At 61.0% G+C, this 22,733-nt stretch carries 20 protein-coding genes; 7 read left to right on the top strand and 13 right to left on the bottom strand.

All coding sequences use genetic code 11. The features are described from left to right. Positions 1 to 114: 114 nt before the first annotated feature. The 3 genes from thiI to KQI82_RS02830 are packed head-to-tail and all read left to right on the top strand — an operon-like array spanning position 115 to position 2,778. Entirely contained in the window at positions 115 to 1,326 is a 1,212-nt protein-coding gene (thiI, locus tag KQI82_RS02840) for a tRNA uracil 4-sulfurtransferase ThiI (protein WP_216558471.1), read from the top strand. Beyond that, positions 1,323 to 1,493, top strand: a complete 171-nt coding sequence (locus KQI82_RS02835; protein WP_216558468.1) for a hypothetical protein — start codon at positions 1,323 to 1,325, stop codon at positions 1,491 to 1,493. Before thiI ends, KQI82_RS02835 begins: the two co-directional genes overlap by 4 nt. Positions 1,494 to 1,524: 31 nt before the next feature. Next, positions 1,525 to 2,778, top strand: a complete 1,254-nt coding sequence (locus tag KQI82_RS02830) for a competence/damage-inducible protein A (RefSeq protein ID WP_216558465.1) — start codon at positions 1,525 to 1,527, stop codon at positions 2,776 to 2,778. Positions 2,779 to 2,827: 49 nt separating this feature from the next. Here the strand turns inward: KQI82_RS02830 and KQI82_RS02825 are convergent, their stop codons facing one another. Continuing rightward, the gene (locus tag KQI82_RS02825; protein WP_216558462.1) at positions 2,828 to 3,358 is read right to left on the bottom strand and encodes a GNAT family N-acetyltransferase; all 531 of its coding nucleotides are present in this window, start codon (positions 3,356 to 3,358) and stop codon (positions 2,828 to 2,830) included. A 279-nt stretch (positions 3,359 to 3,637) separates the two neighbouring features. Here KQI82_RS02825 and KQI82_RS02820 point away from each other — a divergent pair, with 279 nt between their 5' ends. Further along, on the top strand, positions 3,638 to 4,900 hold the full coding sequence (locus KQI82_RS02820; RefSeq protein WP_216558457.1) for an amidohydrolase family protein: 1,263 nt from the start codon (positions 3,638 to 3,640) through the stop codon (positions 4,898 to 4,900). A gap of 54 nt (positions 4,901 to 4,954) precedes the next feature. On the opposite strand, the gene KQI82_RS02815 is transcribed toward KQI82_RS02820, so the two are convergent. Genes KQI82_RS02815 through KQI82_RS02805 form a run of 3 tightly spaced genes read right to left on the bottom strand, consistent with a single transcriptional unit; the run spans position 4,955 to position 6,805 of the window. Then, entirely contained in the window at positions 4,955 to 5,746 is a 792-nt protein-coding gene (locus KQI82_RS02815; RefSeq protein WP_216558454.1) for a hypothetical protein, read from the bottom strand. Further along, on the bottom strand, positions 5,740 to 6,435 hold the full coding sequence (locus KQI82_RS02810; protein WP_216558451.1) for an ABC transporter ATP-binding protein: 696 nt from the start codon (positions 6,433 to 6,435) through the stop codon (positions 5,740 to 5,742). Before KQI82_RS02810 ends, KQI82_RS02815 begins: the two co-directional genes overlap by 7 nt. Then, the gene (locus KQI82_RS02805) at positions 6,416 to 6,805 is read right to left on the bottom strand and encodes a GntR family transcriptional regulator (RefSeq protein ID WP_216558448.1); all 390 of its coding nucleotides are present in this window, start codon (positions 6,803 to 6,805) and stop codon (positions 6,416 to 6,418) included. The genes KQI82_RS02810 and KQI82_RS02805 overlap by 20 nt, the downstream gene beginning before the upstream one ends. A 189-nt stretch (positions 6,806 to 6,994) precedes the next feature. On the opposite strand from KQI82_RS02805, the gene KQI82_RS02800 reads away from it, so the two are divergent. Continuing rightward, complete coding sequence (locus KQI82_RS02800) at positions 6,995 to 7,462, top strand: hypothetical protein (protein WP_216558445.1); 468 nt, start codon at positions 6,995 to 6,997, stop codon at positions 7,460 to 7,462. A gap of 49 nt (positions 7,463 to 7,511) precedes the next feature. On the opposite strand, the gene KQI82_RS02795 is transcribed toward KQI82_RS02800, so the two are convergent. From KQI82_RS02795 to KQI82_RS02785, 3 genes are read right to left on the bottom strand one after another with little or no spacing between them, the layout of a single operon-like run. Next, the gene (locus KQI82_RS02795; RefSeq protein ID WP_216558442.1) at positions 7,512 to 8,354 is read right to left on the bottom strand and encodes an HAD-IIB family hydrolase; all 843 of its coding nucleotides are present in this window, start codon (positions 8,352 to 8,354) and stop codon (positions 7,512 to 7,514) included. A 57-nt stretch (positions 8,355 to 8,411) separates the two neighbouring features. Next, on the bottom strand, positions 8,412 to 9,659 hold the full coding sequence (locus KQI82_RS02790) for a PSP1 domain-containing protein (protein ID WP_216558440.1): 1,248 nt from the start codon (positions 9,657 to 9,659) through the stop codon (positions 8,412 to 8,414). After that, entirely contained in the window at positions 9,656 to 10,492 is an 837-nt protein-coding gene (locus tag KQI82_RS02785) for a DNA polymerase III subunit delta' (RefSeq protein ID WP_216558437.1), read from the bottom strand. Before KQI82_RS02785 ends, KQI82_RS02790 begins: the two co-directional genes overlap by 4 nt. 269 nt (positions 10,493 to 10,761) lie before the next feature. On the opposite strand from KQI82_RS02785, the gene ppdK reads away from it, so the two are divergent. Next, on the top strand, positions 10,762 to 13,395 hold the full coding sequence (ppdK, locus tag KQI82_RS02780) for a pyruvate, phosphate dikinase (RefSeq protein ID WP_216558434.1): 2,634 nt from the start codon (positions 10,762 to 10,764) through the stop codon (positions 13,393 to 13,395). A gap of 164 nt (positions 13,396 to 13,559) precedes the next feature. On the opposite strand, the gene KQI82_RS02775 is transcribed toward ppdK, so the two are convergent. The 6 genes from KQI82_RS02775 to KQI82_RS02750 all read right to left on the bottom strand — a co-directional run bounded on the left by KQI82_RS02775 (position 13,560) and on the right by KQI82_RS02750 (position 20,227). Beyond that, positions 13,560 to 14,525, bottom strand: coding sequence for an ABC transporter ATP-binding protein (locus KQI82_RS02775; protein WP_216633598.1), 966 nt, complete (start codon positions 14,523 to 14,525; stop codon positions 13,560 to 13,562). After that, on the bottom strand, positions 14,525 to 15,517 hold the full coding sequence (locus KQI82_RS02770) for an ABC transporter ATP-binding protein (RefSeq protein WP_216558431.1): 993 nt from the start codon (positions 15,515 to 15,517) through the stop codon (positions 14,525 to 14,527). Before KQI82_RS02770 ends, KQI82_RS02775 begins: the two co-directional genes overlap by 1 nt. A 10-nt stretch (positions 15,518 to 15,527) precedes the next feature. Continuing rightward, positions 15,528 to 16,412, bottom strand: coding sequence for an ABC transporter permease (locus KQI82_RS02765; protein ID WP_338148935.1), 885 nt, complete (start codon positions 16,410 to 16,412; stop codon positions 15,528 to 15,530). Positions 16,413 to 16,424: 12 nt separating this feature from the next. Then, complete coding sequence (locus tag KQI82_RS02760) at positions 16,425 to 17,357, bottom strand: ABC transporter permease (protein ID WP_216558428.1); 933 nt, start codon at positions 17,355 to 17,357, stop codon at positions 16,425 to 16,427. A gap of 101 nt (positions 17,358 to 17,458) precedes the next feature. Next, positions 17,459 to 19,009, bottom strand: coding sequence for an ABC transporter substrate-binding protein (locus tag KQI82_RS02755; RefSeq protein WP_216558425.1), 1,551 nt, complete (start codon positions 19,007 to 19,009; stop codon positions 17,459 to 17,461). Between the two features lie 87 nt (positions 19,010 to 19,096). Then, positions 19,097 to 20,227, bottom strand: a complete 1,131-nt coding sequence (locus KQI82_RS02750) for a dipeptidase (protein WP_216558422.1) — start codon at positions 20,225 to 20,227, stop codon at positions 19,097 to 19,099. Positions 20,228 to 20,472: 245 nt separating this feature from the next. On the opposite strand from KQI82_RS02750, the gene KQI82_RS02745 reads away from it, so the two are divergent. Next, a complete protein-coding gene (locus KQI82_RS02745) occupies positions 20,473 to 22,671 on the top strand; it encodes an extracellular solute-binding protein (RefSeq protein WP_216558419.1) in 2,199 nt (732 codons plus the stop codon). Positions 22,672 to 22,733 lie beyond the last annotated feature (62 nt).

The raw sequence follows: 22,733 nt of genomic DNA, 5'->3' as shown, positions 1-22,733 counted from the left end.
TGATCCCTGTATCTGGATTCCCATACCATCCGGCCTCCCGTTTACGGCGCTGCCCTGGAAGTGATCGGAAGGATACTTTTTATTTTCGCGCCCAAGGGCGCATGGAGGGGTTTTATGAACGAGACAACCGCCCAGGAGATGTTCCTTCTGAAGTTGGGCGAGGTGGTGCTCAAGGGGCTCAACCGCCGCAGCTTTGAGGACAAGCTCCTGTCCAACGTCCGCCGCCGGGTCCGCCGCTGCGGCAGCTTCAACGTCTACTCCCGCCAGAGCACCATCTATGTGGAGCCCTTGGAGGCGGAGTGCGACCTGGAGGGCGCCTACGCCGCCTGCCGGCAGGTGTTCGGCGTCATCGCCGTGGCACGGGCCATGCCCTGCGAAAAAAGCAGGGAGGCGGTTCTAAAGACCGCCAAAACCTATCTTGGAGACGCGCTGCGCCAGGCACAGAGCTTCAAGGTGGAGACCAAGCGGGCGGACAAGCGCTTCCCCATGACCTCCATCCAGCTGAGCCAGTGGGTGGGCGGCGAGCTCCACGACGCCTTCCCCCACCTGAGCGTGGATGTCCACAGCCCGGACCTCACAGTCTACGTGGAAATCCGGGAAAACGCGGCCTATGTCCACGCCCCGGCCGAGAGCGGCGCCGGCGGGCTGCCCATCGGCATGGGCGGCACGGCTGTTTCTCTTCTCTCCGGCGGCATCGACTCCCCCGTCTCCTCCTACATGATGGCCAAGCGGGGCTGCCAGCTGGAGATGGTCCACTTCATCAGCCCGCCCTACACCTCCGACGCGGCCCGGGACAAGGTGCTGGAGCTTGCTCGGCTGCTGACGCCGTGGACGGGCCGGCTGGTGGTGCATCTGGTGCCCTTCACCCACATCCAGGAGGAAATTCGCCGCGGCTGTCCGGAGGAGTACTTTACGCTGATTATGCGCCGCTTTATGATGCGCATCGCCCAGCGCCTTGCCCAACGCGTGGGCGCCCACGCCCTGGTCACCGGCGAGTCGCTGGGCCAGGTGGCCAGCCAGACCATGCAGGCCCTGGCCGTCACCGAGGACGCGGTCTCGCTGCCCATCCTGCGCCCGGTGATCGGCATGGACAAGGAGGAGATCGTCAAAATCGCACGGAAGATCGGCACCTTCGACACCTCCATATTGCCCTATGAGGATTGCTGCACCGTCTTCACCCCCCGCCATCCCCGCACCCGGCCCACCGTGGAGGAGGTCAGGGAGGTGGAATCCGCCCTGGACGTGGACGCCCTGGTGGCGGAGGCCATGGCCGACTCCACCTGGGTGCGCGTCAAATACGAGGACGGAAGGAGGATCACCGGATGAAGGATTGGCGCTTCTTTGCCGCCGCGGCTGCCGCGGTTTTTGCAGCCACGCTGTTTTTAGGCGCCCTTTGTCTGGAGAATCTGCCCTTTGGCTATCTGGAGTGCGCCCTTTTGTACCTTTCCGCCGTGATCGCGGTCAGCGCCCTTTGGATCGGCTGGAAGAAATAGGCACACCCATTCAAAATAAGGAGATGGAATCATGGCACATACCGCTGAACTGATCGCCGTGGGCACGGAGCTGCTGCTTGGCAGCGTGGCCAACCTGGACGCCCAGATCCTCTCGGAGGGTCTCAGCGCCCTGGGCATCAACGTCTACTACCACACCGTGGTGGGCGACAACCCGGAGCGGCTCTCCGCCGCCCTTGAGACCGCCCGCCGCCGCTCGGACATCATCCTCACCACCGGCGGTCTGGGACCCACCTATGACGATCTGACAAAGCAGACCATCTGCCGCGTCTTCGGCCGGGAGCTGGAACTGCACCAGGACATCGTGGACGCCCTGCGGGACATGTTCATGCGCAGCTTCCACAAGCCCATGACCGAGAACAACATCCAGCAGGCCATGCTGCCCGTGGGCTGCACGGTGTTCGACAACCCCATCGGCACCGCCCCGGGCTGCGCCTTCTGCGAAGGCGGCGTCCACGTGCTGATGCTGCCCGGCCCGCCCCATGAGTGCGAGTTCATGTTCCGCCGCCACGCCGTGCCCTATCTGAAGAGCCTTTCAAGGGACGTGATCGTGTCCCACGACCTGCGGATTTTCGGCATGGGCGAGTCCGAGGTGGAGCAGATTCTGCGGGAGCGGATGAAATCCCTCACCAATCCCACCCTGGCCCCCTACGCCAAGCGCAGCGAAATGCTGCTGCGCTGCACGGCCAAGGCCGCCACCGAAGAGGAGGCGGAGGCCATGCTCTCCCCGGTGATGGAGGAGGTGCGGCAAATCCTTGGAGACGTGATCTACGGCGTGGACGTGGGGAGCCTGGAAGAGGTGTGCATGGCGCGGCTCAAGGAGCGGTCGTTGACCTTTGCCACCGCCGAATCCTGCACCGGCGGCATGATTGCCCAGCGGATCACAGAGCTCTCCGGCGCCTCCGCCGTGTTCCGGGGCGGCGTGGTCTCCTACTGGAGCGAGGTGAAAGCCGGCGTTCTTGGGGTGCCCCGGCAGCTCCTGGACGAATACGGCGCCGTGTCCGAGCCTGTGGCAAAGGCCATGGCGGAGGGCGCCCGGGCCATCACCGGGGCGGACATCGGCCTTTCGGTCACCGGCGTGGCCGGGCCGGACAGGGACGAACGGGGCAACGAGGTGGGCACCGTGTTCGTGGGCCTGGCCGCGCCCGACGGCGTGTGGTGCAAGGCCCTCTCCTATGGCGCCAAGCGCCGGGACCGCATCCGGGGCAACGCCTCCAACGTGGCCTTTGACCTGCTGCGCCGCTATCTCACGGGCCTGCCCCTCTAACAAAAAAGCAAGAAGGACGCCTCCAAATTGGAGGCGTCCCTCTTTTGAATCAGTGTTCGGCGTAGGCCATGACCTCCCGGGCCAGGGCGCGGTAGAACCGGTCGTATTCCTCCCGGCTCAGCTCATGGGGCCAGCTCATGACGATGAGCTCATGGGGCGCGTTGGCCCTGCGGTAGGGCGGATGGGCGTGGGGCCAGGGGTTGGCGCAAAAGCCGAGCCGCTCGTAAAAGCCCTTGCGGCGGCGGGAGATTTCGTCCACCAGCGGGTCGATCTCCAAAACCACCTTTCCCTCTCTTTGGCAGAACTCCCGGAGGATTTTGGAGCCCAGGCCGCCGCCCCGCAGGGCGGGGTTCACCGCGTAGTGCTCCACATAGCAGAGGTCCTCCAGCCGCCAGGAGAACAGCAGCGCCAGCAGCTCTCCGTTTTCCCACACGCTCTCGCAGAAAAACCTTGGATCGCCCATGGCCTGGGCCTGATGGGCGGCAAAGCGCTGCTCATGGAGGGGAAAGCTCTGTTCATAGAGGGCAAAGACCGATGCAAAGGGCGCCTCGTCCATATCGGTGTGGCGGATCCATTCCATCCACGTTCAACTCCTTTTTCGCGGCGGCCCAGCCGCCAGCAGCATTTCAGCAGAAATTGCTCTTATTCTACTATGCCTCAGGCTGCTTTTCAAGCCTCCTCTTGCTTTTCTCCGAACTTGTGATATCATGTGTTGTAAGTGAATCGACTCATATAGTTTCGCATGCTTGGCGCGAAAGTTTCTACGGAGCCGCCTGAGGCTCCCGCTATGAGTGTCTGCCCGGGATCAAACACCGGGGCGGACACTTATTTTCTTTTTTTGCTCAAAGGAGGCTTATCTATGGCAACTGAAATTTTGAAGGGCCACATCGCCGACTTCCCTTCCCTTGGGGAACTGCGCATCACTGAAAACGGGTATCTGGTGTTGGAGGACGGGGTTATTCAGGGCGTATACAGCCGCCTGCCCCCATGCTATGCCGCCTGCCCGGTCGTCGACTACGGCAACCGGATTGTGATGCAGTCCTTTGCGGACCTGCACCTCCACGCGCCCCAGTACCCCATGTTGGGCATGGGCATGGACCTGCCGCTTCTTGAGTGGCTCCAGACCTACACCTTCCAGACCGAGGCCCGCTTCGCGGACACGGACTTTGCCCGGACCGTCTACCGCCGGCTGGCCCGGGAGCTGATTGAACACGGCACCACCCGGGTGTGCATGTTCTCCTCCCTCCACACCGACGCAACCCTCATTCTGATGGAGGAGCTGAGCCGGGCCGGGATCACGGGCTATGTGGGCAAGGTGAACATGGACCGCCGCGGCGTCCCCGGCGTATTGGAGGAAACCACTGAGGAGTCCATCCGGGAGACGCTGCGCTGGCTGGAGAGCTGCGGGGGCATCAGCGGCATCGCGCCCATCCTCACCCCACGCTTCACACCCTCCTGCACCGACAAGCTGATGGCTTTTTTGGGCTCCGCCGCGGCGGAGCGGAACCTGCGCGTCCAGTCCCATCTCTCCGAAAACCTGCAGGAGATGGAACTGGTCCGCTCCCTCCATCCGGACTGCCAGCGCTACTACCAGTCCTATGAAAAGTTCGGCCTTTGGAAGGACCACACGGTGATGGCCCACTGCGTCCACTCCGACCGGGCCGAGCGGGACGCCATGCGCCGGGCAAATGTCCTGGCCGTCCACTGCGCTGACTCCAACGTGGCGCTGTGCTCCGGCATCGCCCCGGTCCGCGCCATGCTGGACGAGGGTGTCTGGGTGGCCCTTGGCTCCGACATGGCCGGCAGCACCATGCTCCACATGCTGGACGTTGTGGCCTCCACCATCCGCTCCTCCAAGGTCCGGCGCATCCACTCCCAGTGGCAGGAGCCTTTCCTCACCGTGGAGGAGGCCCTCTACCTGGGCACCACCGCCGGCCACAGGTGGTTCGGCGCCGGGGACGGCTTTGCCGTGGGCGACAGGCTCCACGCCATTGTGCTGGAGGATTCCGAACTGCCCTCCGTGCGGCCCCTGAGCGTCCGGGAGCGGGTGGAGCGCTGCGTCTACCGCCGTCAGGAGCGCTGCATCAGCGCTGTCTGGGCGGACGGACATCAGGTCTTATAGCGACGTAAAACGGGAAGGCCGGCGGAATTCCGCCGGCCTTCCCGTTTCTTAAATTTACTCCAGGTTCAGATGCTTTTTCAGCATCAGCGTGGTGATGACATAGAACACCGCTCCGTAGAGCGCCACGGCCGCAATGGCGATCCCCATGCCCACATGGACGGCGGTCACACCGCTCATCTCCCAGGAGAGGTTCAGATCGTCAATGCCGAAGAGCCCCATGGTGCCTAAAATCTGCATGGCGAACTGGAAGGCAAAGAAGAATACCACGGACAGCAGCGTCTTGTGGTTGGCAAAGCTGTGGCCCACGGCCATGGCCGCGTAGAACTGCAGGCAGGCGGCCGCGCATCCCACCACGGTCAGCGCCAGAAACTCCGCGAAAAACGCCGCGCCGTTGACCGCGTAGTATGCGGTCAGCTGGCTCATGGCCTCGGAGAGGAGGCGCAGAAAGTCCGTCACCATGCCCACCTGGTACGCCATGATGAAAAAGGAGAGCATCACCGCGATGCCGGTGGCCACAAACCACACGGTGGAGACCAGGATTTTGGACCACACCAGCTGGTGGACCGAGGCGGGCAGGGTGAACATCACATACCCCTCGTCCCCCATCAGGTTGGTGCGGAAGCGGTTGATCATCAGCACAAGACTCATGATGCAGGCCGCGCTGATGGCCACCACAAAAGCCATCATCAGCAAAAACGCCAGCACATTCAAAAGCCTGCTTTGAGCGCCCTCCATCAGCCGGATGGAGATGTTGGCGCCGACGGACGTGGCCAGCAGCACCAGATACAGCGGGCCCATGATCCGGCCCGTGGCACGGAATTCATGCTTCAACAGTTTTCCTAACATTTGAATACCTCCCGGAACAGGGCGTCCACACTCATGTTGTTGCGCTCCCGGATCTCGTCCACAGAGGATTGCAGCACCACCTGGCCCTGATTGATAAAGATCACGTCGTCCAGCACCTTCTCCACATCCGCGATCAGGTGGGTGGAGATCACCACCGCCGCATCGGGGCTGTAGTTGCCGATGATGGTGTTAAGGATGTAATCCCGGGTGGCGGGGTCCACGCCGCCGATGGGCTCATCCAGGAGATAGAGGCTGGCCTGGCGGCTCATGACCATGATGAGCTGCACCTTCTCCCGGGTACCCTTGGACATCTGCTTGATGCGCTGGTTCAGGCGGATGCCCAGGTGCTGGAGCATCTCCATGGCCGCCTCCCGGCGGAAGTCGGGGTAAAAGTCCTTATAGAAGTCCAGCAGCTGCTGCGTGCTCATCCACAGCGGGATGCAGGTGCGCTCCGGCAGGTAGGAAACAAGGGAGTGGGTAATTCTGCCGGGCCGCTCGTCACAGACCAAAAGCTCTCCCTCGCTGGGCGTCAGCAGGCCGTTGGCCAGCTTGATCAGCGTGGTCTTGCCGCTGCCGTTGGGCCCCAGGAGCCCCACAATCCGTCCGGCCTCCACCGTCAGGTTGACATGGTTCAGCGCCGGGACGGCGCCATAGTTTTTGCTCAAATCCTTACACGCTAAGATCGACATGGCCTCTCTCCTCCTTTGCACTGTCTCTCACCAGCGACACTATCTCCTCCCGGCCATAGCCCAACCGGTCCATGGCCTCCAAAAAGCGCTGGATATGTCCCTCTGCCAGGGCGCGCTTCGCCGTTTCAATCATTTTTTTGTCCTCCGTCACAAATCTGCCCGCGGTCCGCTGGCTGTACACCAGACCGTCCCGCTCCAGCTCCGTCAGCGCCCGCTGCATGGTGTTGGGGTTGACTTTGGCCTCCGTAGCCAGGTCCCGCACCGATGGCAGCCGCTCCCCCGCCGGGAAGGAGCCCGACACAATTCCCTGCGTGATCTGGCTGATCAGCTGGGTATAGATAGGGGCGTCGTTTCGAAATTGCCACTCCATTGGAACACCTCCTGTGTTGTTGTCTTAAGCAAGTAATACAGTAATACATCCATACAGATTTGTCAAGACTTTTTTCAAACTTTTTTTATTGGCCTGAAACTGACGCTGGAAAAGACTTCCCTTGCCTTTTCCCCGCGGCTCTGATAGGATAAGGCGGAGAGTCCGTTTTATGAGAAGGGGGATGCAGACATGGTACATCTGGTGTATTGCGACAACGCGGGAAAACAGGGGGAGCGCGTGTTGGACAGGATTTTGTCCGGCAGGAAGACCATGGTGGTCCGGGGCGCGGCGGGGCGTAAAATTCCCCACAGCCGGGTATTTGCAGGGGAAACGCTGTACTTTATGGAAAAGGGGTCCGGCCTGATCTCCGCCCGGGCCACGGCGGTGCGGGTTGAAAACTATGTGAAGCTGACGGAGGAGGAGATCGGCCAGGTGCTGCGCGTCAACCAGGAAAAGCTCAGCCTGACGGAAAAGCAGGCCCAGCGCTGGCACAAAAAATGCCTCTGCCTGGTGGAATTCCAGGGAGTGGAACAGTTGGACCCTCCTCTTGCCTTTGACCACCAGGGGAACATGGACGACTGGCTGATCGTAGAGAAGATTGAGGATGTGGTGGTTGGGACAAGCATCCCCTACAACTACGATCATTCCCGGTTTTAAAGCAAAGCCGGGGAGACGCAGCAGCGTCTCCCCGGCTTTTGACTGTTCCTCAGTATTTTTGATCCAGAATCTCCACCACGTCCGCCAGGGCCCCCTCGGCGGCGGTGCACACCAGCCGGGCCCCGGAGGCGCGGATCTCGGCCACGCAGTTGGCGGGGGCAAAGGGAATGGCGGAGGCCCCCAGCAGCGCAAGGTCGTTGAGGTGGTCGCCGATGCCGTAGGTGTTCTCCGGAGCGGCGCCCACATGGGCGGCCAGGGTCCGGAGCATGTCGCCCTTGTTGGCGCCCCTGGCCGTCACCTCCAACAGCCACTGGCTGGAGGTGACGATCTCGTATTCATCGCCCCAGCCCCGATCTATCATGTATCGCCGGGCCTGGTTTAGCATCTCCGGAGTCCCCTCCAGCAGCAGCTTGGAGCAGGGGCCCGGCGCATCCAGAAGGTTTTCCACCTCCTCGCAGGGCGCGTGGGTCAGGTGCTTGTGACGGCGGGTGACCTCGTTGGGGTTCATGCAGTGGACCTCCATACCGTCGTGATACAGCTCACAGGCGAGGCCCGGCACCGCCGCAAGGATCTCATTGCCCCGCTCCCGGATGGAGTCGTCCAAAAACGCGGTGAGCACATAGGCCTTCTTCCGGGTGTCGTAGAGCGCCGCGCCGTTGCTCAAAATGCAGGGGGCATTCATGGGCACGCCGTCGGCAAAGGGCACAAAGGCCGGCAGCGCCCGGCCGGTGGCCACGGTGAAGCGGCCGCCGTTGTCCATGAAATAGCGCAGCGCTTCCACGTTCCGCTCCGGGACGGGCGGCAGCGGGGACTCGCTTCTCTCCGCGCCGTCAGTGTCCACCAGTGTGTTGTCAAAGTCGCTGGCCAGCAAAACGCCGTCAAATTTCCCCATGGTTCTTCTCCTCACTCTGTAGAAAATAGCGGGGAGAGACTCTCCCCGCCAGTTGGATCAGGATTCGCTCTGCGGCGCGGCTCCGCCCTCGCCGCGGTGGCCACGGCGGCGTCCGCCCCTGTGTCTTGGACGGCGGCGCGCCTCTGCGCCCTCCCCGTTCTGCGGCCGCTCCGCCTTCGCCTCTTTGTGCCTGGGCGGCTGCTCGGACCGCCGCTCGCCCTCAGGCCGCTTTTCAGCGCCCTTCTGGGGCTTCGGCGCCTCTTTCTTTTTCTCTCCGGCGGGGCGCTCGCCGCCTCCGCCCCGGCTGCCCCGGCGCCTCGGCCGGCGGCGGCTCTTCTCCTCAGGAGGCGCGATCTTCTCCCGGGTAGGGGTGTCCACGTCCTCAAAGGATGGGGCAATGGGCCTCATCACCGGCATCTCCGACTCCCTGCTCTCCTCCACGTAGCGCTCCGGGCGCTCCGTGGGAATCTCGATGCCCTCCCGGCTGCCCTTTCCGTTGCGCAGTACACAGACCTCGCAGTTGTGGTAGCAGCGGCCGCAGTTGCTGCTCTCGGAGTCCAGGTTCACCTTCACCGTCTCCTTGAGCAGGTTCACCTGGCTCACATTGCCTGTCCCATCCGGGGTCATGACAAAGGAGTCCTGCTTGGGCATGCGGCGGGTGGCGTCCTCATAGGCCTCCTGCTCATATTTCAAACAGCACATCAGCCGGCCGCAGGTGCCGGAGATTTTGGCCGGATTCAGGCTCAGGCTCTGGGTCTTGGCCATTTTGATGGACACGGGCAGGAAGCTGTCCAAAAACTGAGAGCAGCAAAAGGGCCTGCCGCAGATGCCAAGGCCGCCAAGCATCTTGGCCTCGTCCCGGACGCCGATCTGGCGCAGCTCGATGCGGGCCCGAAACACGGAGGCCAGGTCCTTTACCAGCTCCCGGAAGTCCACCCGGCCGTCGGCGGTGAAAAAGAAAATGATCTTGCTGCCGTCAAAGCTGCACGACACGCTGACCAGCTTCATCTCCAGCCCATGGTCGGCGATCTTCTTCTGGCAGATGCCAAAGGCCTCTTTTTCCCGCTTTTCGTTGTAGGCCAGGGTCTTGCGGTCGTTCTCCGTGGCCACGCGGACCACCGGACACAGGGGCTGCACCACCTGCTCGTCCTCCACGGCATGGTTGCCCTCGGTGCATGTGGCGAAGGCCGTGCCCTGGCTGGTCTCTACAATCACATCGGTCCCCGGCGCGATCTCCGCGCCTTTGGGATCAAAGTCATACTCCTTACATCCGCTGCGAAAGCGGACACTGATTACTTCTGTCAAAGGATTCCCTCCAATTCGGCGGCCAGCGCGCCCAGGACGTGGCCCACGCCGACGTTCCATTCGCACTCCTGCCGATAAGTCTGCAACACCTCTATTGTGCGCATCAATTGCGGTTTTGTCAAGTTTTCGCGCAATTTTCCGGTGATTTCCTGTCTGTCCGGCGGAGCGCTCCGGCCGTAGCATTCCAGCAGCGCCTGGGCGCACAGGGCGCGGCTCTGCTCCAAAAAGCGGCCCAGCTCCTCCCGGCTGGGTTTGGAATGCTCCATTCCTGTCAAAAATTCCACCAATGCGGCCGCCTTTTTCCCGCTGAGCACGCTGCACAGCTCCCGGGCCCGGGAGTCGTCCTCCTCTGTCTCCTCCTCCGGGTTGGGCGCCGTTTTCCACTCCACGCAGCGCGAGCGCAGCGTGGGCAGCAGCGCGGCGCTATTGGCGGCGCAGAACAGGAAGGCCGCGTAGGGCGGCCCCTCCTCCACGGTTTTGAGCAGCAGGTTCTGGCACCGCTCGTCTAACTGGGCGCAGTCGTCGAAGAGGTACACCTTGCGCCTGCCCTCGTTGGGGCGGATATAGACGTCGGAGCGGACGGCGCGCAGCAGATCCACGGCCATGATCTTGTGGTCGGAGTCGTGGACGGTGATGACGTCCGGATGGATGCCCGCAAACACCTTCCGGCAGGCCTCGCACCGGCCGCAGGGCTCGTCCTGGCCGGCGGTGCACTCCATGGCCGCCGCGGCGCAGCGCGCCGCCTCCACCCGGTCGCCGGGGCCGCTGAAGATGATGGCATGTGAAAGAGCGCCGCTCCGGGCCGCCCGGCGGATGCGCGCATGGATATCCACGCTTTCCCCTCCCTCTCAACAGGTGTAAAATTGAAATCAGTATATCATAATTTTGCGTTTAGATGGGGTGAAATGTGAAAAATTCCCCTCAAATACCGCATTTTTGTAGGAAACGTGCAAAGGCTTGTCTCAATTTTCACAACTTGGGGCAAAAAAATATCAAAATGTGGATTGTCAACGGGGAAAATTGCGTTTATAATCTTATTCTGCGACGATTATTATTTATAAATGTTTATTGTTGAGAAAGAATGAACGGAGGAAATCAAAACATGGGAAAAAAGTTCGTGTACATGTTCAGCGAAGGCAGCGGAAGCATGCGTGAGCTGCTTGGTGGAAAGGGCGCCAACCTGGCTGAGATGACCAGCCTGGGCATGCCGGTTCCCCAGGGCTTTACCATCACCACCGAGGCCTGTACACAATACTATGCCGACGGCCAGCAGATCAACAAGGAGATCCAGGCTGAGATCATGTCCTACATCACCAAACTGGAGGTGATCGCCGGCAAGAAGTTCGGTGATCTGAAAAACCCCCTGCTGGTGTCTGTGCGCTCCGGCGCCAGAGCTTCCATGCCCGGCATGATGGACACCATTTTGAACCTGGGCCTGAACGATCAGGTGGTGGAGGCCTTTGCCAAAAAGACCAACAACCCCCGCTTTGCCTATGACAGCTATCGCCGGTTCATCCAGATGTACTCCGATGTGGTTATGGAAGTGGGCAAGAAGTACTTTGAACAGCTCATCGACGAGATGAAGGAAAAGCGCGGCGTCAAGTTAGACACCGAGCTCACCGCCGCCGACCTGAAGAAGCTGGCCGAGCAGTTCAAGGCCGAATACAAGGCCAAGATCGGCGAGGACTTCCCCCAGGATCCCAAAGAGCAGCTGATGGGCGCCATCCGCGCCGTGTTCCGCTCCTGGGACAACCCCCGCGCCATCTACTACCGCCGCATGAACGACATCCCCAGCGACTGGGGCACTGCCGTCAACGTCCAGATGATGGTCTTCGGCAACATGGGCGACACCTCCGGCACCGGCGTGGCCTTCACCCGCAACCCCGCCACCGGCGAGAAGAAGCTCTTCGGTGAGTTTTTGATGAACGCCCAGGGCGAGGACGTGGTCGCCGGCGTGCGCACCCCCCAGCCCATCCAGAAGCTGGCCGAGACCATGCCTGAGGCCTATGCCCAGTTCGTGGACATCTGCAACAAGCTGGAGTTCCATTACCGCGACATGCAGGACATGGAGTTCACCATTGAGGACAAGAAGCTCTTTATGCTCCAGACCCGCAACGGCAAGCGCACCGCCGCCGCCGCGCTGAAGATCGCCTGCGACCTGGTGGACGAGGGCATGATCTCCCAGGAAGAGGCCGTCAGCATGATCGACCCCAAGAGCCTGGATTCCCTGCTGCATCCCCAGTTCGATCCCGCCGCCCTGAAGGCCGCCAAGCCTGTGGGCCAGGGTCTGGCCGCCTCCCCCGGCGCCGCCGCCGGCAAGATCGTCTTCACCGCTGAGGACGCCACCGAGTGGGCCAAGAACGGCGAAAAGGTGGTCCTGGTCCGCCTCGAGACCTCTCCCGAGGACATCGAGGGTATGCACTATGCCCAGGGCATCCTGACCGTCCGCGGCGGCATGACCTCCCACGCGGCCGTTGTGGCCCGCGGCATGGGCACCTGCTGCGTCTCCGGCTGCGGCGACATCAAGATCGACGAAACCGCCAAGACCTTTGATCTGGGCGGCAAGCACTTCAAGGAGGGCGACTTCCTCTCCATCGACGGCTCCACCGGCAACATCTACGCCGGCAACATCCCCACCGTGGACGCCGAGATCGGCGGTGAGTTCGGCCGCATCATGTCCTGGGCCGACCAGAACCGCAAGCTGCGCGTGCGCACCAACGCCGACACCCCCAGAGACGCCGCTCAGGCCTTTAAGTTCGGCGCCGAGGGCATCGGCCTGTGCCGCACCGAGCACATGTTCTTTGACCCCGCCCGCATCGCGGCCATCCGCCAGATGATCGTCTCCGAGACCGTGGAGCAGCGCGAGCGCGCCCTGGCCAAGTTGGAGCCCATGCAGCAGAGCGACTTCGAGGGCATCTACGAGGCCATGAAGGGCCAGCCCGTCACCATCCGCCTGCTGGATCCCCCCCTGCATGAGTTCCTGCCCACCGACGAGGAGGACATCAAGACCCTGGCCAAGGAGATGAAGATGACCGTCAACGATCTGAAGGCCGTCATCGCCTCCCTCCATGAGTTCAACCCCATGATGGGCCACCGCGGCTGCCGTCTCGCCGTCACCTACCCCGAGATTGCCGCCATGCAGACCTCCGCCATCATCAAGGCCGCCCTCGCTGTGCGCAGCCGCCGTCCCGCCTGGAAGATCGTGCCTGAGATCATGATCCCCCTGGTCGGCGAGGTGAAGGAGCTGGCCTATGTGAAGGAAGTGGTCACCAAGACCGCCGACGCCATCATTGCCCAGACCAACGATAAGATGCAGTACAAGGTGGGCACCATGATCGAGATCCCCCGCGCGGCCCTGACCGCCGACGAGATCGCCAAGGAGGCCGACTTCTTCTCCTTCGGCACCAACGACCTGACCCAGATGACCTTCGGCTTCAGCCGCGACGACGCCGGCAAGTTCTTAGGCGCCTACTACGACAAGAAGATCTACGAGTTCGATCCCTTCGCCAAGCTGGATCAGGTGGGCGTGGGCCGTCTGGTGAAGATGGCCGCCGACTTGGGCCGTCAGACCCGCCCGGACATCAAGTTGGGCATCTGCGGCGAGCACGGCGGCGATCCCTCCACCGTGGAGTTCTGCCACAAGGTGGGCCTGACCTATGTGTCCTGCTCCCCCTTCCGTGTGCCCATCGCGCGTCTGGCCGCCGCTCAGGCCGCCATCAAGGACGCCAAGAAATAACATTATCCATCGCAAGAGGCCCCTGCTCCAAAGAGCAGGGGCCTCTTTTACTTGATTGGGGCGCACCCCCGGCGGTACGCCTCATCCTGGGGAATCCATTAGGGCAGGCGGCCTACCCGGCTGACCACGCCCATGCGGGGCGGGAGTCCATGCGTTTTCGGCTGTCAGCTTTCATACAGGGCGCAGGCCACATAGTGCTGGCTGCCCATGTCCTTCAATACGGGCTGGCGGTTCATGCACGCCTCCGTGCAGTGGTTGCAGCGGGGCGCAAACCGGCAGCGCGCCGGAGGCTCGATGGGATCGGACACCTCGCCCCGGATGCTGTGCACCAGCCTGTGCTCCGGCTTTAAGTCCGGAATGGGGATGGCGCGGATCAGCTCCTTGGTATAGGGGTGGAGCGGATTGGAGAACAGCTCCTTAGACGGCGCACGCTCCACCACCACGCCCAGGTACATAACCATGATCTCATCCGAAATATGGCGGACCACGGAGAGGTCGTGGGTGATGAAGAGGTAAGTCAGGCCGTGGCTCTGCTGGAGGTCCATCAGCAGGTTCAAAATCTGGGCCTGGATGGACACGTCCAGAGCGGAGACCGGCTCGTCGCAGACGATGAACTCCGGCTGGAGCACCAGCGACCGGGCGATGCCGATGCGCTGGCGGCGGCCGCCGTCCAGCTCGTGGGGATAGGACTGAGCGAACCGCTCCGCAAGGCCCACCGTGGCCATGATCTCGGAGACAATCCGGTTGCGCTCCGCCTTGGGCACCTGGTACACCTTCAGCGGGTCGGCGATCAGGTCCTTCACCGTTTTGCGGGGATTCAAACTGGCATAGGGGTCCTGGAAGATGATCTGCATTTTGCGGCGCATCTCCCGCATCTGGGCCGGGGTGTATTTTTCAATGTTGGCCCCTTTGTACAGGATTTCTCCCTCGGTGGGCTCGATCAGCTTGAGGATGGTCCGGCCCAGGGTGGACTTGCCGCAGCCGGATTCGCCCACCACGCCCAGCGTTTTGTTCGCCGGGATGCTCAGATCCACGTGGTCCACCGCGTGGAGCAGGCCCCGGGGCGTCCGGAAGTATTTTGTAAGGGACTTGGTCTGTAAGATCGCCTGTTCAGCACGCTTTTCTTCCATCATTGCGCCTCCTCACCGCCGGTCTGGCGCGGTTCATACAAAAAGCAGGAAATGGTATGGCTGTCTGAAACCGCATAGCTGCCGGGGATTTCGCACTTGCACCGGTCCGTGCTGTGGGGGCAGCGGTCACTGAAGGGGCAGCCCTCCTGCAGGATCATGGGGTCGGGCATCAGTCCGGGGATGGGCGCCAACCGGTCGGAGTCCTTGTTCATCTCCGGGATGGAGTGGAACAGGCCCACCGTATAGGGGTGGTGATCCTCCGACTCATAGATGTCCTGGACCGTGCCGTTTTCCACGATCCGCCCCGCATACATGATCGCCACCTTGTCGCAGGTCTGGGCCACCACGCCCAGGTCGTGGGTGATGAGAATCATACCGGTGTTGAATTTCTTTTTCAGGTCATTCATCATCTGAAGCACCTGGGCCTGAATGGTCACGTCCAGTGCGGTGGTGGGCTCATCCGCCAGCAGCAGCTCCGGGTTGCAGGCCAGGGCGATGGCGATGACGATGCGCTGCTTCATGCCGCCGGAGAACTGGTGGGGGTACTCGTTTTTCCGGGAGGGCTGGAGGCCGACGGCCGTCAGCATCTCGTCCACCCGCTTCTCCCGCTCCGCCTTGCTCAGGTCCGTATGGAGCAGCACGGCCTCCCCGATCTGCTGACCCACCGGCAAAATGGGGTTCAGGGATGTCATGGGGTCCTGAAAGATCATGGAGACCTTATTGCCCCGGATGTCGCGCATGTGCGCCTCGCTCACCTGCGTGATCTCCTCGCCGTCCAATATCACCTGCCCGCTCTTGATCTGACCGATGCGGTCCGGCAGCAGGCGCAGAATGCTCAGGGCGGTGGTGGTCTTTCCGGCGCCGGTCTCGCCCACGAGGCCCAGGGTCTCGCCCTTGCCAAGGGTCAGATTCACGCCGTTGACCGCGTAGACGATGCCGTCGTGGGTCTTATACTGAACATGCAGGTCTTTGATTTCCAATAAATTGTCCATATTGTCCCCCTCAGTTCTTCAGTTTGGGGTCAAGGGCGTCGCGCAGGCCGTCGCCGATCAGATTGATGGAGAGGACGGTCACTGCAATGGCGATGCCGGGGATAATGACCTGCCACGGCTGATAGCGCATCTGGGCCTTGCTCTCCGCCAGCATGGTGCCCCACTCCGGCTGGGGAGAGGGAACGCCCAGGCCGATGAAGCCCAGCGCCGCCACGGAGAGGAGCACGGAGGCCAGGTTCAGTGTCGCCTGCACGATGATGGGGCCGATGGCGTTGGGCAGGACATGGGTCAATATGATGCGCATGTCCCTGGTCCCATAGGCCAGCGCGGCCTCTATGTAGTCTGAGCCCTTCACCTGGAGGACCGCCGAGCGGACAATCCGCACAAAGGGCGGCACCATGGAGATGGTCAGCGCAATGATGAGGTTTGTGGTGCTTGTGCCCAGGGCGGCCACCACGGTCACGGCCATCAGCGTCATGGGCAGGGCCAGGAAGATGTCCACAATGCGCATGGTGATCGCGTCCAGCCAGCCGCCGTAGTAGGCGCACAGGGAGCCCAGCAGGCAGCCGATGACCAGAGAGGCGCCCACCGTGGACAATGAGATCAGCAGCGAGAGCCGGGCGCCGAAGATGATCCGGGCAAAGAGGTCCCGCCCGTAGGCGTCCATGCCAAGGATGTGCTCACTGGAAGGCGGCGCAAACTTTTCGTACACGTTCTGCTTGATCGCCTCTTCTTCGTAATTTGCAAAAAGGGGCGCGGAGATCGCAAAAAAGAGCACGATCAAAAACACCACCAGGCCCAGCATGGCCATCCGGTTGCGGCTGAAGCGGTAGCAGATGGAGGCAAACTGGCCTTTTCTGTTAGGGGCTTGAAGCCGTTCTTCTTTTCCTTTCACGCTCAGCCCTCCTCAGTTTTTCACGAATTGACTGCGCAGGCGGGGATCGATGTACATATAGAGGATGTCGATCAGCAGATTGATGACACCGATCACAGCCGCGATGAACAGCACGCCGATCATCACCACCGGCATATCGTATTTGAAAATCCCCTGCAGCAGGTATGTGCCGACGCCGGGCAGCGCGAAGATGGTCTCTGTGACGATCGCTCCGCCCAGAGTCTGCCCAAGGATGATGCCGATCACGGTGACCATGGGCAGCAGGGCGTTGCGCAGCTCGTGGATCATCACGACCCGCATGGGCTTGGCACCCTTTGCCCGGGCGGTCTGCACATAGTCGGCCCGGATGACCTCCAGCATGGTGGAGCGGGTCATGCGGATCATCTGTGCAGCCATGGCTGCCGAAAGCGTGATCCAGGGCAGCACATAGTGGGAAATCGACCCGCCGCCGGTGGCGGGGAACCAGTTGAGATCCAGCGAGAATTTCAGGATCAGCAAAAGCCCCAGCCAGAAAGCGGGCAGCGACGTGAGCAGCATGGCCAGCAGACGGGAAATGTTGTCGAAAATACTGTATTGCTTGATTGCGGACAGGATTCCCACCGGGACGCCCAGGAGAATGACCAGTACGATCGTTCCCGCCGTAAGCGCCATGGTGGAGGGGATGCGCTGCAAAAACTCTGTTTTAATGGGCGTGTTGGAGGACCAGGAGACGCCGGGGTCCCCGGTCAGAAGGCCCCCCATATAGTTCACATATCGCTCCAGAAACGGGTCGTTCAGCCCGTGTTCCTCGTTCCATTTTTCAATTCCCTCCGGGGTGGCGGAAACGCCTAACTGCACGGAAGCCACATCGGCCGGCATCATGGCCAGTATCCCAAACACCAAAAATGAAACGCCAAGGAGCACTGGAATTAAAATGAGCAGCCGTTTTCCAATGTACTTCAGCATATCGCGTATACTCCTCTCTGCGCTTGAGTCTTCCGCCGTGCCGTGTGGAGCGATGCTCCACACGGCACGGCGCTCTATATCAGGAATCGCAGCTGCGGAACTTACCAGGACCAGTCGTAGACAAAGTGACAGTAGATGTCGTTCTCCTTGTCCACGCCCTTCAAAGAGGCGCTGTAGGCCACCGCGTTGGCGGGCTGGAGCAGAGGCACGCAGATGGCTTCATCGTCGATGATCTGCTGAACCTGGGTGTAGAGCTCCTTACGGGCCTCGGGATCGGAGGTGACGCGGGCCTCGTCCAGAACCCGATCCAGTTCGTCGTTGAAGGCCATGAAGTAGTGCTGGCCGGAGGTGCTGTAGAAATACAGGTAATTGCCGTCGCAGTCGTTGACCGGCCAGGACGTACCGGTGACGGCCAGCTGATAGCTGCCGGCATAGACGGAAGACCAGTACGTGGCGCGGTCGATTTGCTCGGTGGTGACGTTGAAGCCCACCTCGCGGAGCATGCCCTCCACCGTGATGGCGGGGTAGAGGTACATGGGGGTGTCGGGCGCCAGGATCGTAATATCCACAGAGTCCACGCCGGCTTCCTTCTTATACTGCTCCAGGTACTCCTTGGCCTTTTCCACATCATAGGTATAAGGCTGCTCATAGTCGTCCTCGGGAGAGCAGGGCACGCTGGAGGGGAACACCGTCTTCATGGTGGCGCCCAGGCCCTCGGAGCCGCCCACCAGAACCGCGTCCTTGTCGATGGCGTACTGGGCGGCCTTTCTTGCAAGGATATTGTCAAAGGGAGGCTTGTTCTGGCAGAAGCTCAGCCAGTTGTTGCCGCGGAACAGGGTTTCCTGCCAGACCAGGTTGCTGTCGCCCTCCACCGTGGCCTTGGCGGAGAGGCTACAGTGGGTCAAAAAGTCGATCTCACCCTTTTGCAGCGCGGCGATCTGGGTGGTGGGATCGGTGATGATCTTGAAGTTCAGGTCCTTGATGGTGGCCTCGCCCAGGTAATACTGGTCAAAGGCAACTAATTTGATGCTGTCGCCGGAGTTTCTTGAGACAAACTTATAGGGTCCGCTGCCGATGGGGGCGGACTCATAGTCCGTGGTGTTGGCGCTGGACACCCGGCCGTATGTAGAGAGAATCTCATAGACGCCGGCAAAGGGGGCGTTCATGTGGATTTCAACCGTCTTGTCGTCCACGACCACGCACTCTTTCATGTTGGTCATGGAGGCACCGACAGCAGCGGACTCAATGGCCCGGTTGACGGAATACGCCACATCATCAGCGGTCATCTTGTTGCCGTCATGGAAGACCACGTCGTCGCGCAGGTGGAAGGTGTAGGTCATCTCATCCTCGGAGAGCTCCCAGGACTCAGCCAGCTTGGGCGCCCACTCGCCGTCCGGACCCTTTACGATCAGGGTATCGTAGAGCTGGCGGTACAAAATCGTGCTGATCTGGTCCGTGGTATAGACGGGATCCAGCGAGGCGATGTCGCTGGACAGGCCGTAGTTCACATCCGTGCGGCCCGCGTTGTCCGCTCCGCCGCCGGAGCTTCCTCCGGAGCCTCCCTGCCCGCCGCCTCCGCATGCGGCAAGGGAGCTCAGCAAGAGGACAGCCAAAAGAAGAGACAGGGACTTTTTCAACCAATTTCTTTGCATTTGTGATACCTCCTATATTTTTTCCCTCTCGGGGCGATGCATTGATTTACCGCGGGGCAAGCCGCATTGACCGGGACAATCGCAGGTCTATTTCTTTCTCCAGGTCTGCTCAAACACCCGCAGGTAGTTTTCGCCCATCACCTTCTTGATGTCCGCTTCACTGAAGCCCCGCTTCAGCATGTGATCGACGATGTTGACGATGTTGGCCAGGCTGTGCAGTCCCTCGGGGAATGCGCTGCGCTTGCCTCGGCCTCCGGCGGCGGCCGCCAGATAGACGTCCCGGTTGGGATGGTTCAGCTCCATCAGGTGGCGGGTGTCGTGCCGGTCATAGGCGCTGGGCTCCGCGTTGGAGTCGATGCCGATGCCCACGTGGTCGATGCCCACCAGGTCCCCATAGTAGGCGATGGCATCCACAAAGTCATCGATGCAGGGCAGATGCTCATGGTTCCAGAGAATGGGGAGGTAGGAGCATACGCCGATTACTCCGCCCATGTCCGCGCACTTCTTGGCGGCCTCGTCGGAAATGTTTCTTGGATGGTCAAAGAGCTTTCTGGGGTTGGAGTGGCTGAAGATGGGAGTCTTGGTGCACACATCCATGGCCTCCATGGCGGAGCGGGGGGAGATGTGGCTGAGGTCCACGGTGATCCCCGCCTTTTCCAGACCCTGGATCAGCTTGCGGCCCATAGGGGAGAGTCCGCCGTCGGTTTCGCACAGGCAGCCGTCCGTGGCAAAGGTCCGCTGGTTGTAGCCGATCTGGATGATGCGCATGCCAAGTCTTGCAAAGGCCTCGGTGGAGGCTTCCAGGTTCGCATGCTCCACAAAGCGGGGGTTCTGCGCGCCCAAGATCATGGCGATCTTGCCCTCCTTCTTGGCGGTGCGGATGTCATCCGCGGTCTCCGCCAGCAGGAAGTGATCGGAGTTGTTGGCAATGGCCTCGTAGTGGTCGATGATGGAATTGACGGCGCTTCCCGTCCCGGCCAGGTTCTGCGGGACCGTCAGGTTCAGCGCCGTGGCCCCCGACTCCTTCAGATGCCAGTTGTAGGACTCAAGGTAAAAGCTGCACGTATCAATCACGGTAGCCTCCCGGTGGATCCGCACCGCCTCAGGAGAGACGCCGGCGTTGATGCCCAGTACATACGCCTTGATTTCAGGATCATCCGTACTGTAGTAGGTCATAATCGCATCCTTGGCAATATGGACCTGTTCAAGCTCTGTCATGACTTTACTTCCTCCCATTTGAATTGTCCACCCAGTGGATATCTGTAAATATAAACTACATCATTTTTTGAAACGTGTCAATATAATAAATATATAATTTTACAATTCTATTATGTGAATACTATACAAACAATAATACGATTTAATTTATCTGTTTGACTTGCGGAGTAAACTACTTTATTCTATAATAAAATCAACAAAATTTCCCAGACCGTTCAAACCGGCGTTCAAAAATCGGAGGTCACATGATTACTGTAAAAGATATTGCCAAGCTTGCCGGCGTATCCCAGGGCACTGTTTCCAATGTCTTGAATAACCGGGGAAATGTCAGCGCGGAAAAAATTCAGCGCGTGACGGAGGCCGCAAAGCAGCTGGGGTACGTGGCAAACGCCCAGGCAAAGCAGCTGCGCCGGGACATCCCCCTTTCCTCTCATGTCGCCATCATCCTGCCCAACATCGACGAAAAGCGCTACTGCTCCTTTTTCAGCGGCATCAAGCTGCTGCTTGAGGAGCGGGGATACACGCCGCTGCTGTTTGTCACGGATGATTCTCCCTACAAGGAGGAGCAGATCGCAAAGCACGTGGCGGAAATGCGGGTTTCGGGCGTCATCACCGTCACCAGTTCTATTTCCCACGTGGATATCTATCAGGACGCCCTGAGCAGCGGCGCGGAGGTGCTGTACGCCTTCCGCTCCGTGAACCAGTCCCACAATTTCATCGGCTTCGACTTTTACTCCATCGGCCGGGAGATCGGCACCTACGTTTTAAAGCAGGGCTACCTCCGGGTGGCGGTCATCAGTGACCCGGAGTGCTATCCGGAGAACCGGGACTTCATCAGCGGACTGCGGGAGACGATCCAGACCGCCCAGAGTCCCCGCCGGCTCCAGATCGAAACGGCGGACTGGCTGAATATCTCCGTGTCGCCCTTTGACTTTTTTGAGGGGAACCAGGAGGCGCCGGACGTGATCATCCTCACCAACTCCTTTTTCCTGCCAAAGGTTCAGCTGGCCTTTTCCGTGGCCTCCGTCCAGGGCTGTCCCCCCATCATTGCCATCTCCGGGGACAGCATCGCCGTGGAGAACCCCAACGTGACCCGCTACTCCCTGGACTACCTGCACGCGGGGATGCGGGCCGCCCAATGCCTGCTGTCCAATCTGTCGGCCAAGGATCCCAAGCGGGAGCAGCGGGAGATCTTAGGCGTCAGCGGGTTTCGTCAGGCCCCCTGTCAAATGGGGACGTCCCACTCCGGCACAAAGCTGCGCATTCTGCTGTCCAAGAGCCAGTCCAGCGCCGCGCTTCAGCGGATTACGCCGGGATTTGTGCGCAGGACCGGGATTGCGGTGGAGTTTGTGGAGCTCCTTCCCTCGGAGGTGTTTCCCGAAACCATCCGGGCTTCTCAAAGCGGCGAATTCGACCTGGTGCGCAGCAACATGAGCTGCCTTCCCCTGTTTCCAGACGACCTCTTCCACACCTTCACCGATGAGGAATTCCATCAGATCACCCATGGGATGATTCCCCGGGTCGTCAAGGACTTCTCCTACATCCACGGCAAGCCCCAGGCCATCCCCTTTGATATCGGCATCGACATGTTGGTCTACCGCAAGGACCTCTTTGAAAACCAGCTGCTCAAGCGGATGTACTTTGAGCAGACCGGCGAGGACCTCAGCGTACCCGCCACCTTTGACCAGTATGAGCGCATCATCCGCTTTTTCAGCCGGGACGGCAACCCCCAGTCCCCGGTCCAGGCCGGCACGGGCATGAACTGGGACTCCCCCACGGAGCTGAGTTCCTCCTTCTTCCTACGGTATCTCAACTACATGAAGGGCGACACCTTCCGGCGCGGCGAGACCGCCGTGGAGGAAGCCGCGGTTTTGCAGACGCTGAAAAATATGTACACCTGCGGGCAGTATGCCCTGCCCGTCCAGGGCAAGCGCTGGGTGGGCGCCACGCTTGACAACTTCATCTACGGCCAGACCGCCATGGAGCTGGTGTTTCTGAACTATGCGTCCAATATTGCCCACCTCCAGAAAAACATCTACGGCGGAAAGGTGGGCTATACCACCGTGCCGGGGGGCATCTCCTACATAACCGGCGGCTCCTTCTCCATCTTCCGGACCTCCTCCCAGATTGAGGCCACCAAGGAGTTCATCCGCTGGGTCTCCTCCTTCCCCCAAACGGAGCTGCTCACCCTCTACGGCGGCCTCTCGCCCTACGCGGAGGTGTATCGCAGCAGCGAAATCCTCATGCAGTACCCCTGGTACAGCCACCTCCTTGAAAATCTGGAATCCGCCCGGGGCCGGGAGGTCTGGGACGTGTTTGACCAGAACCGGAGCTCCCTTTTGCAGCTGCCGCTGCTTCAGAGCGTTGTCCAGGGCCAGCGGACGCCGGAGGACGCCCTGCCCCAGATGATGGACATTCTTGACTCCGCCCTCCTCAGGGACTGATCGAATACAAAAAAAGCCCCGGGCCCCTAAGGGTCCGGGGTTTTTCCGCCTGTAAACGCTCC

The sequence above is a fragment of the Dysosmobacter acutus genome, assembly GCF_018919205.1.
GTDB classification, from domain to species: Bacteria; Bacillota; Clostridia; order Oscillospirales; family Oscillospiraceae; genus Oscillibacter; species Oscillibacter acutus.
Note: the sequence above shows the minus strand (reverse complement) of the source record. Positions and strands in the feature narration are given on the sequence as shown.

Coding starts and splice junctions, on each gene's coding strand:
- thiI (WP_216558471.1), top strand. CDS start 115: ATGAACGAGACAACCGCCCAGGAGATGTTCCTTCTGAAGTTGGGCGAG.
- KQI82_RS02835 (WP_216558468.1), top strand. CDS start 1,323: ATGAAGGATTGGCGCTTCTTTGCCGCCGCGGCTGCCGCGGTTTTTGCA.
- KQI82_RS02830 (WP_216558465.1), top strand. CDS start 1,525: ATGGCACATACCGCTGAACTGATCGCCGTGGGCACGGAGCTGCTGCTT.
- KQI82_RS02825 (WP_216558462.1), bottom strand. CDS start 3,358: ATGGAATGGATCCGCCACACCGATATGGACGAGGCGCCCTTTGCATCG.
- KQI82_RS02820 (WP_216558457.1), top strand. CDS start 3,638: ATGGCAACTGAAATTTTGAAGGGCCACATCGCCGACTTCCCTTCCCTT.
- KQI82_RS02815 (WP_216558454.1), bottom strand. CDS start 5,746: ATGTTAGGAAAACTGTTGAAGCATGAATTCCGTGCCACGGGCCGGATC.
- KQI82_RS02810 (WP_216558451.1), bottom strand. CDS start 6,435: ATGTCGATCTTAGCGTGTAAGGATTTGAGCAAAAACTATGGCGCCGTC.
- KQI82_RS02805 (WP_216558448.1), bottom strand. CDS start 6,805: ATGGAGTGGCAATTTCGAAACGACGCCCCTATCTATACCCAGCTGATC.
- KQI82_RS02800 (WP_216558445.1), top strand. CDS start 6,995: ATGGTACATCTGGTGTATTGCGACAACGCGGGAAAACAGGGGGAGCGC.
- KQI82_RS02795 (WP_216558442.1), bottom strand. CDS start 8,354: ATGGGGAAATTTGACGGCGTTTTGCTGGCCAGCGACTTTGACAACACA.
- ppdK (WP_216558434.1), top strand. CDS start 10,762: ATGGGAAAAAAGTTCGTGTACATGTTCAGCGAAGGCAGCGGAAGCATG.
- KQI82_RS02775 (WP_216633598.1), bottom strand. CDS start 14,525: ATGGAAGAAAAGCGTGCTGAACAGGCGATCTTACAGACCAAGTCCCTT.
- KQI82_RS02770 (WP_216558431.1), bottom strand. CDS start 15,517: ATGGACAATTTATTGGAAATCAAAGACCTGCATGTTCAGTATAAGACC.
- KQI82_RS02760 (WP_216558428.1), bottom strand. CDS start 17,357: ATGCTGAAGTACATTGGAAAACGGCTGCTCATTTTAATTCCAGTGCTC.
- KQI82_RS02755 (WP_216558425.1), bottom strand. CDS start 19,009: ATGCAAAGAAATTGGTTGAAAAAGTCCCTGTCTCTTCTTTTGGCTGTC.
- KQI82_RS02750 (WP_216558422.1), bottom strand. CDS start 20,227: ATGACAGAGCTTGAACAGGTCCATATTGCCAAGGATGCGATTATGACC.
- KQI82_RS02745 (WP_216558419.1), top strand. CDS start 20,473: ATGATTACTGTAAAAGATATTGCCAAGCTTGCCGGCGTATCCCAGGGC.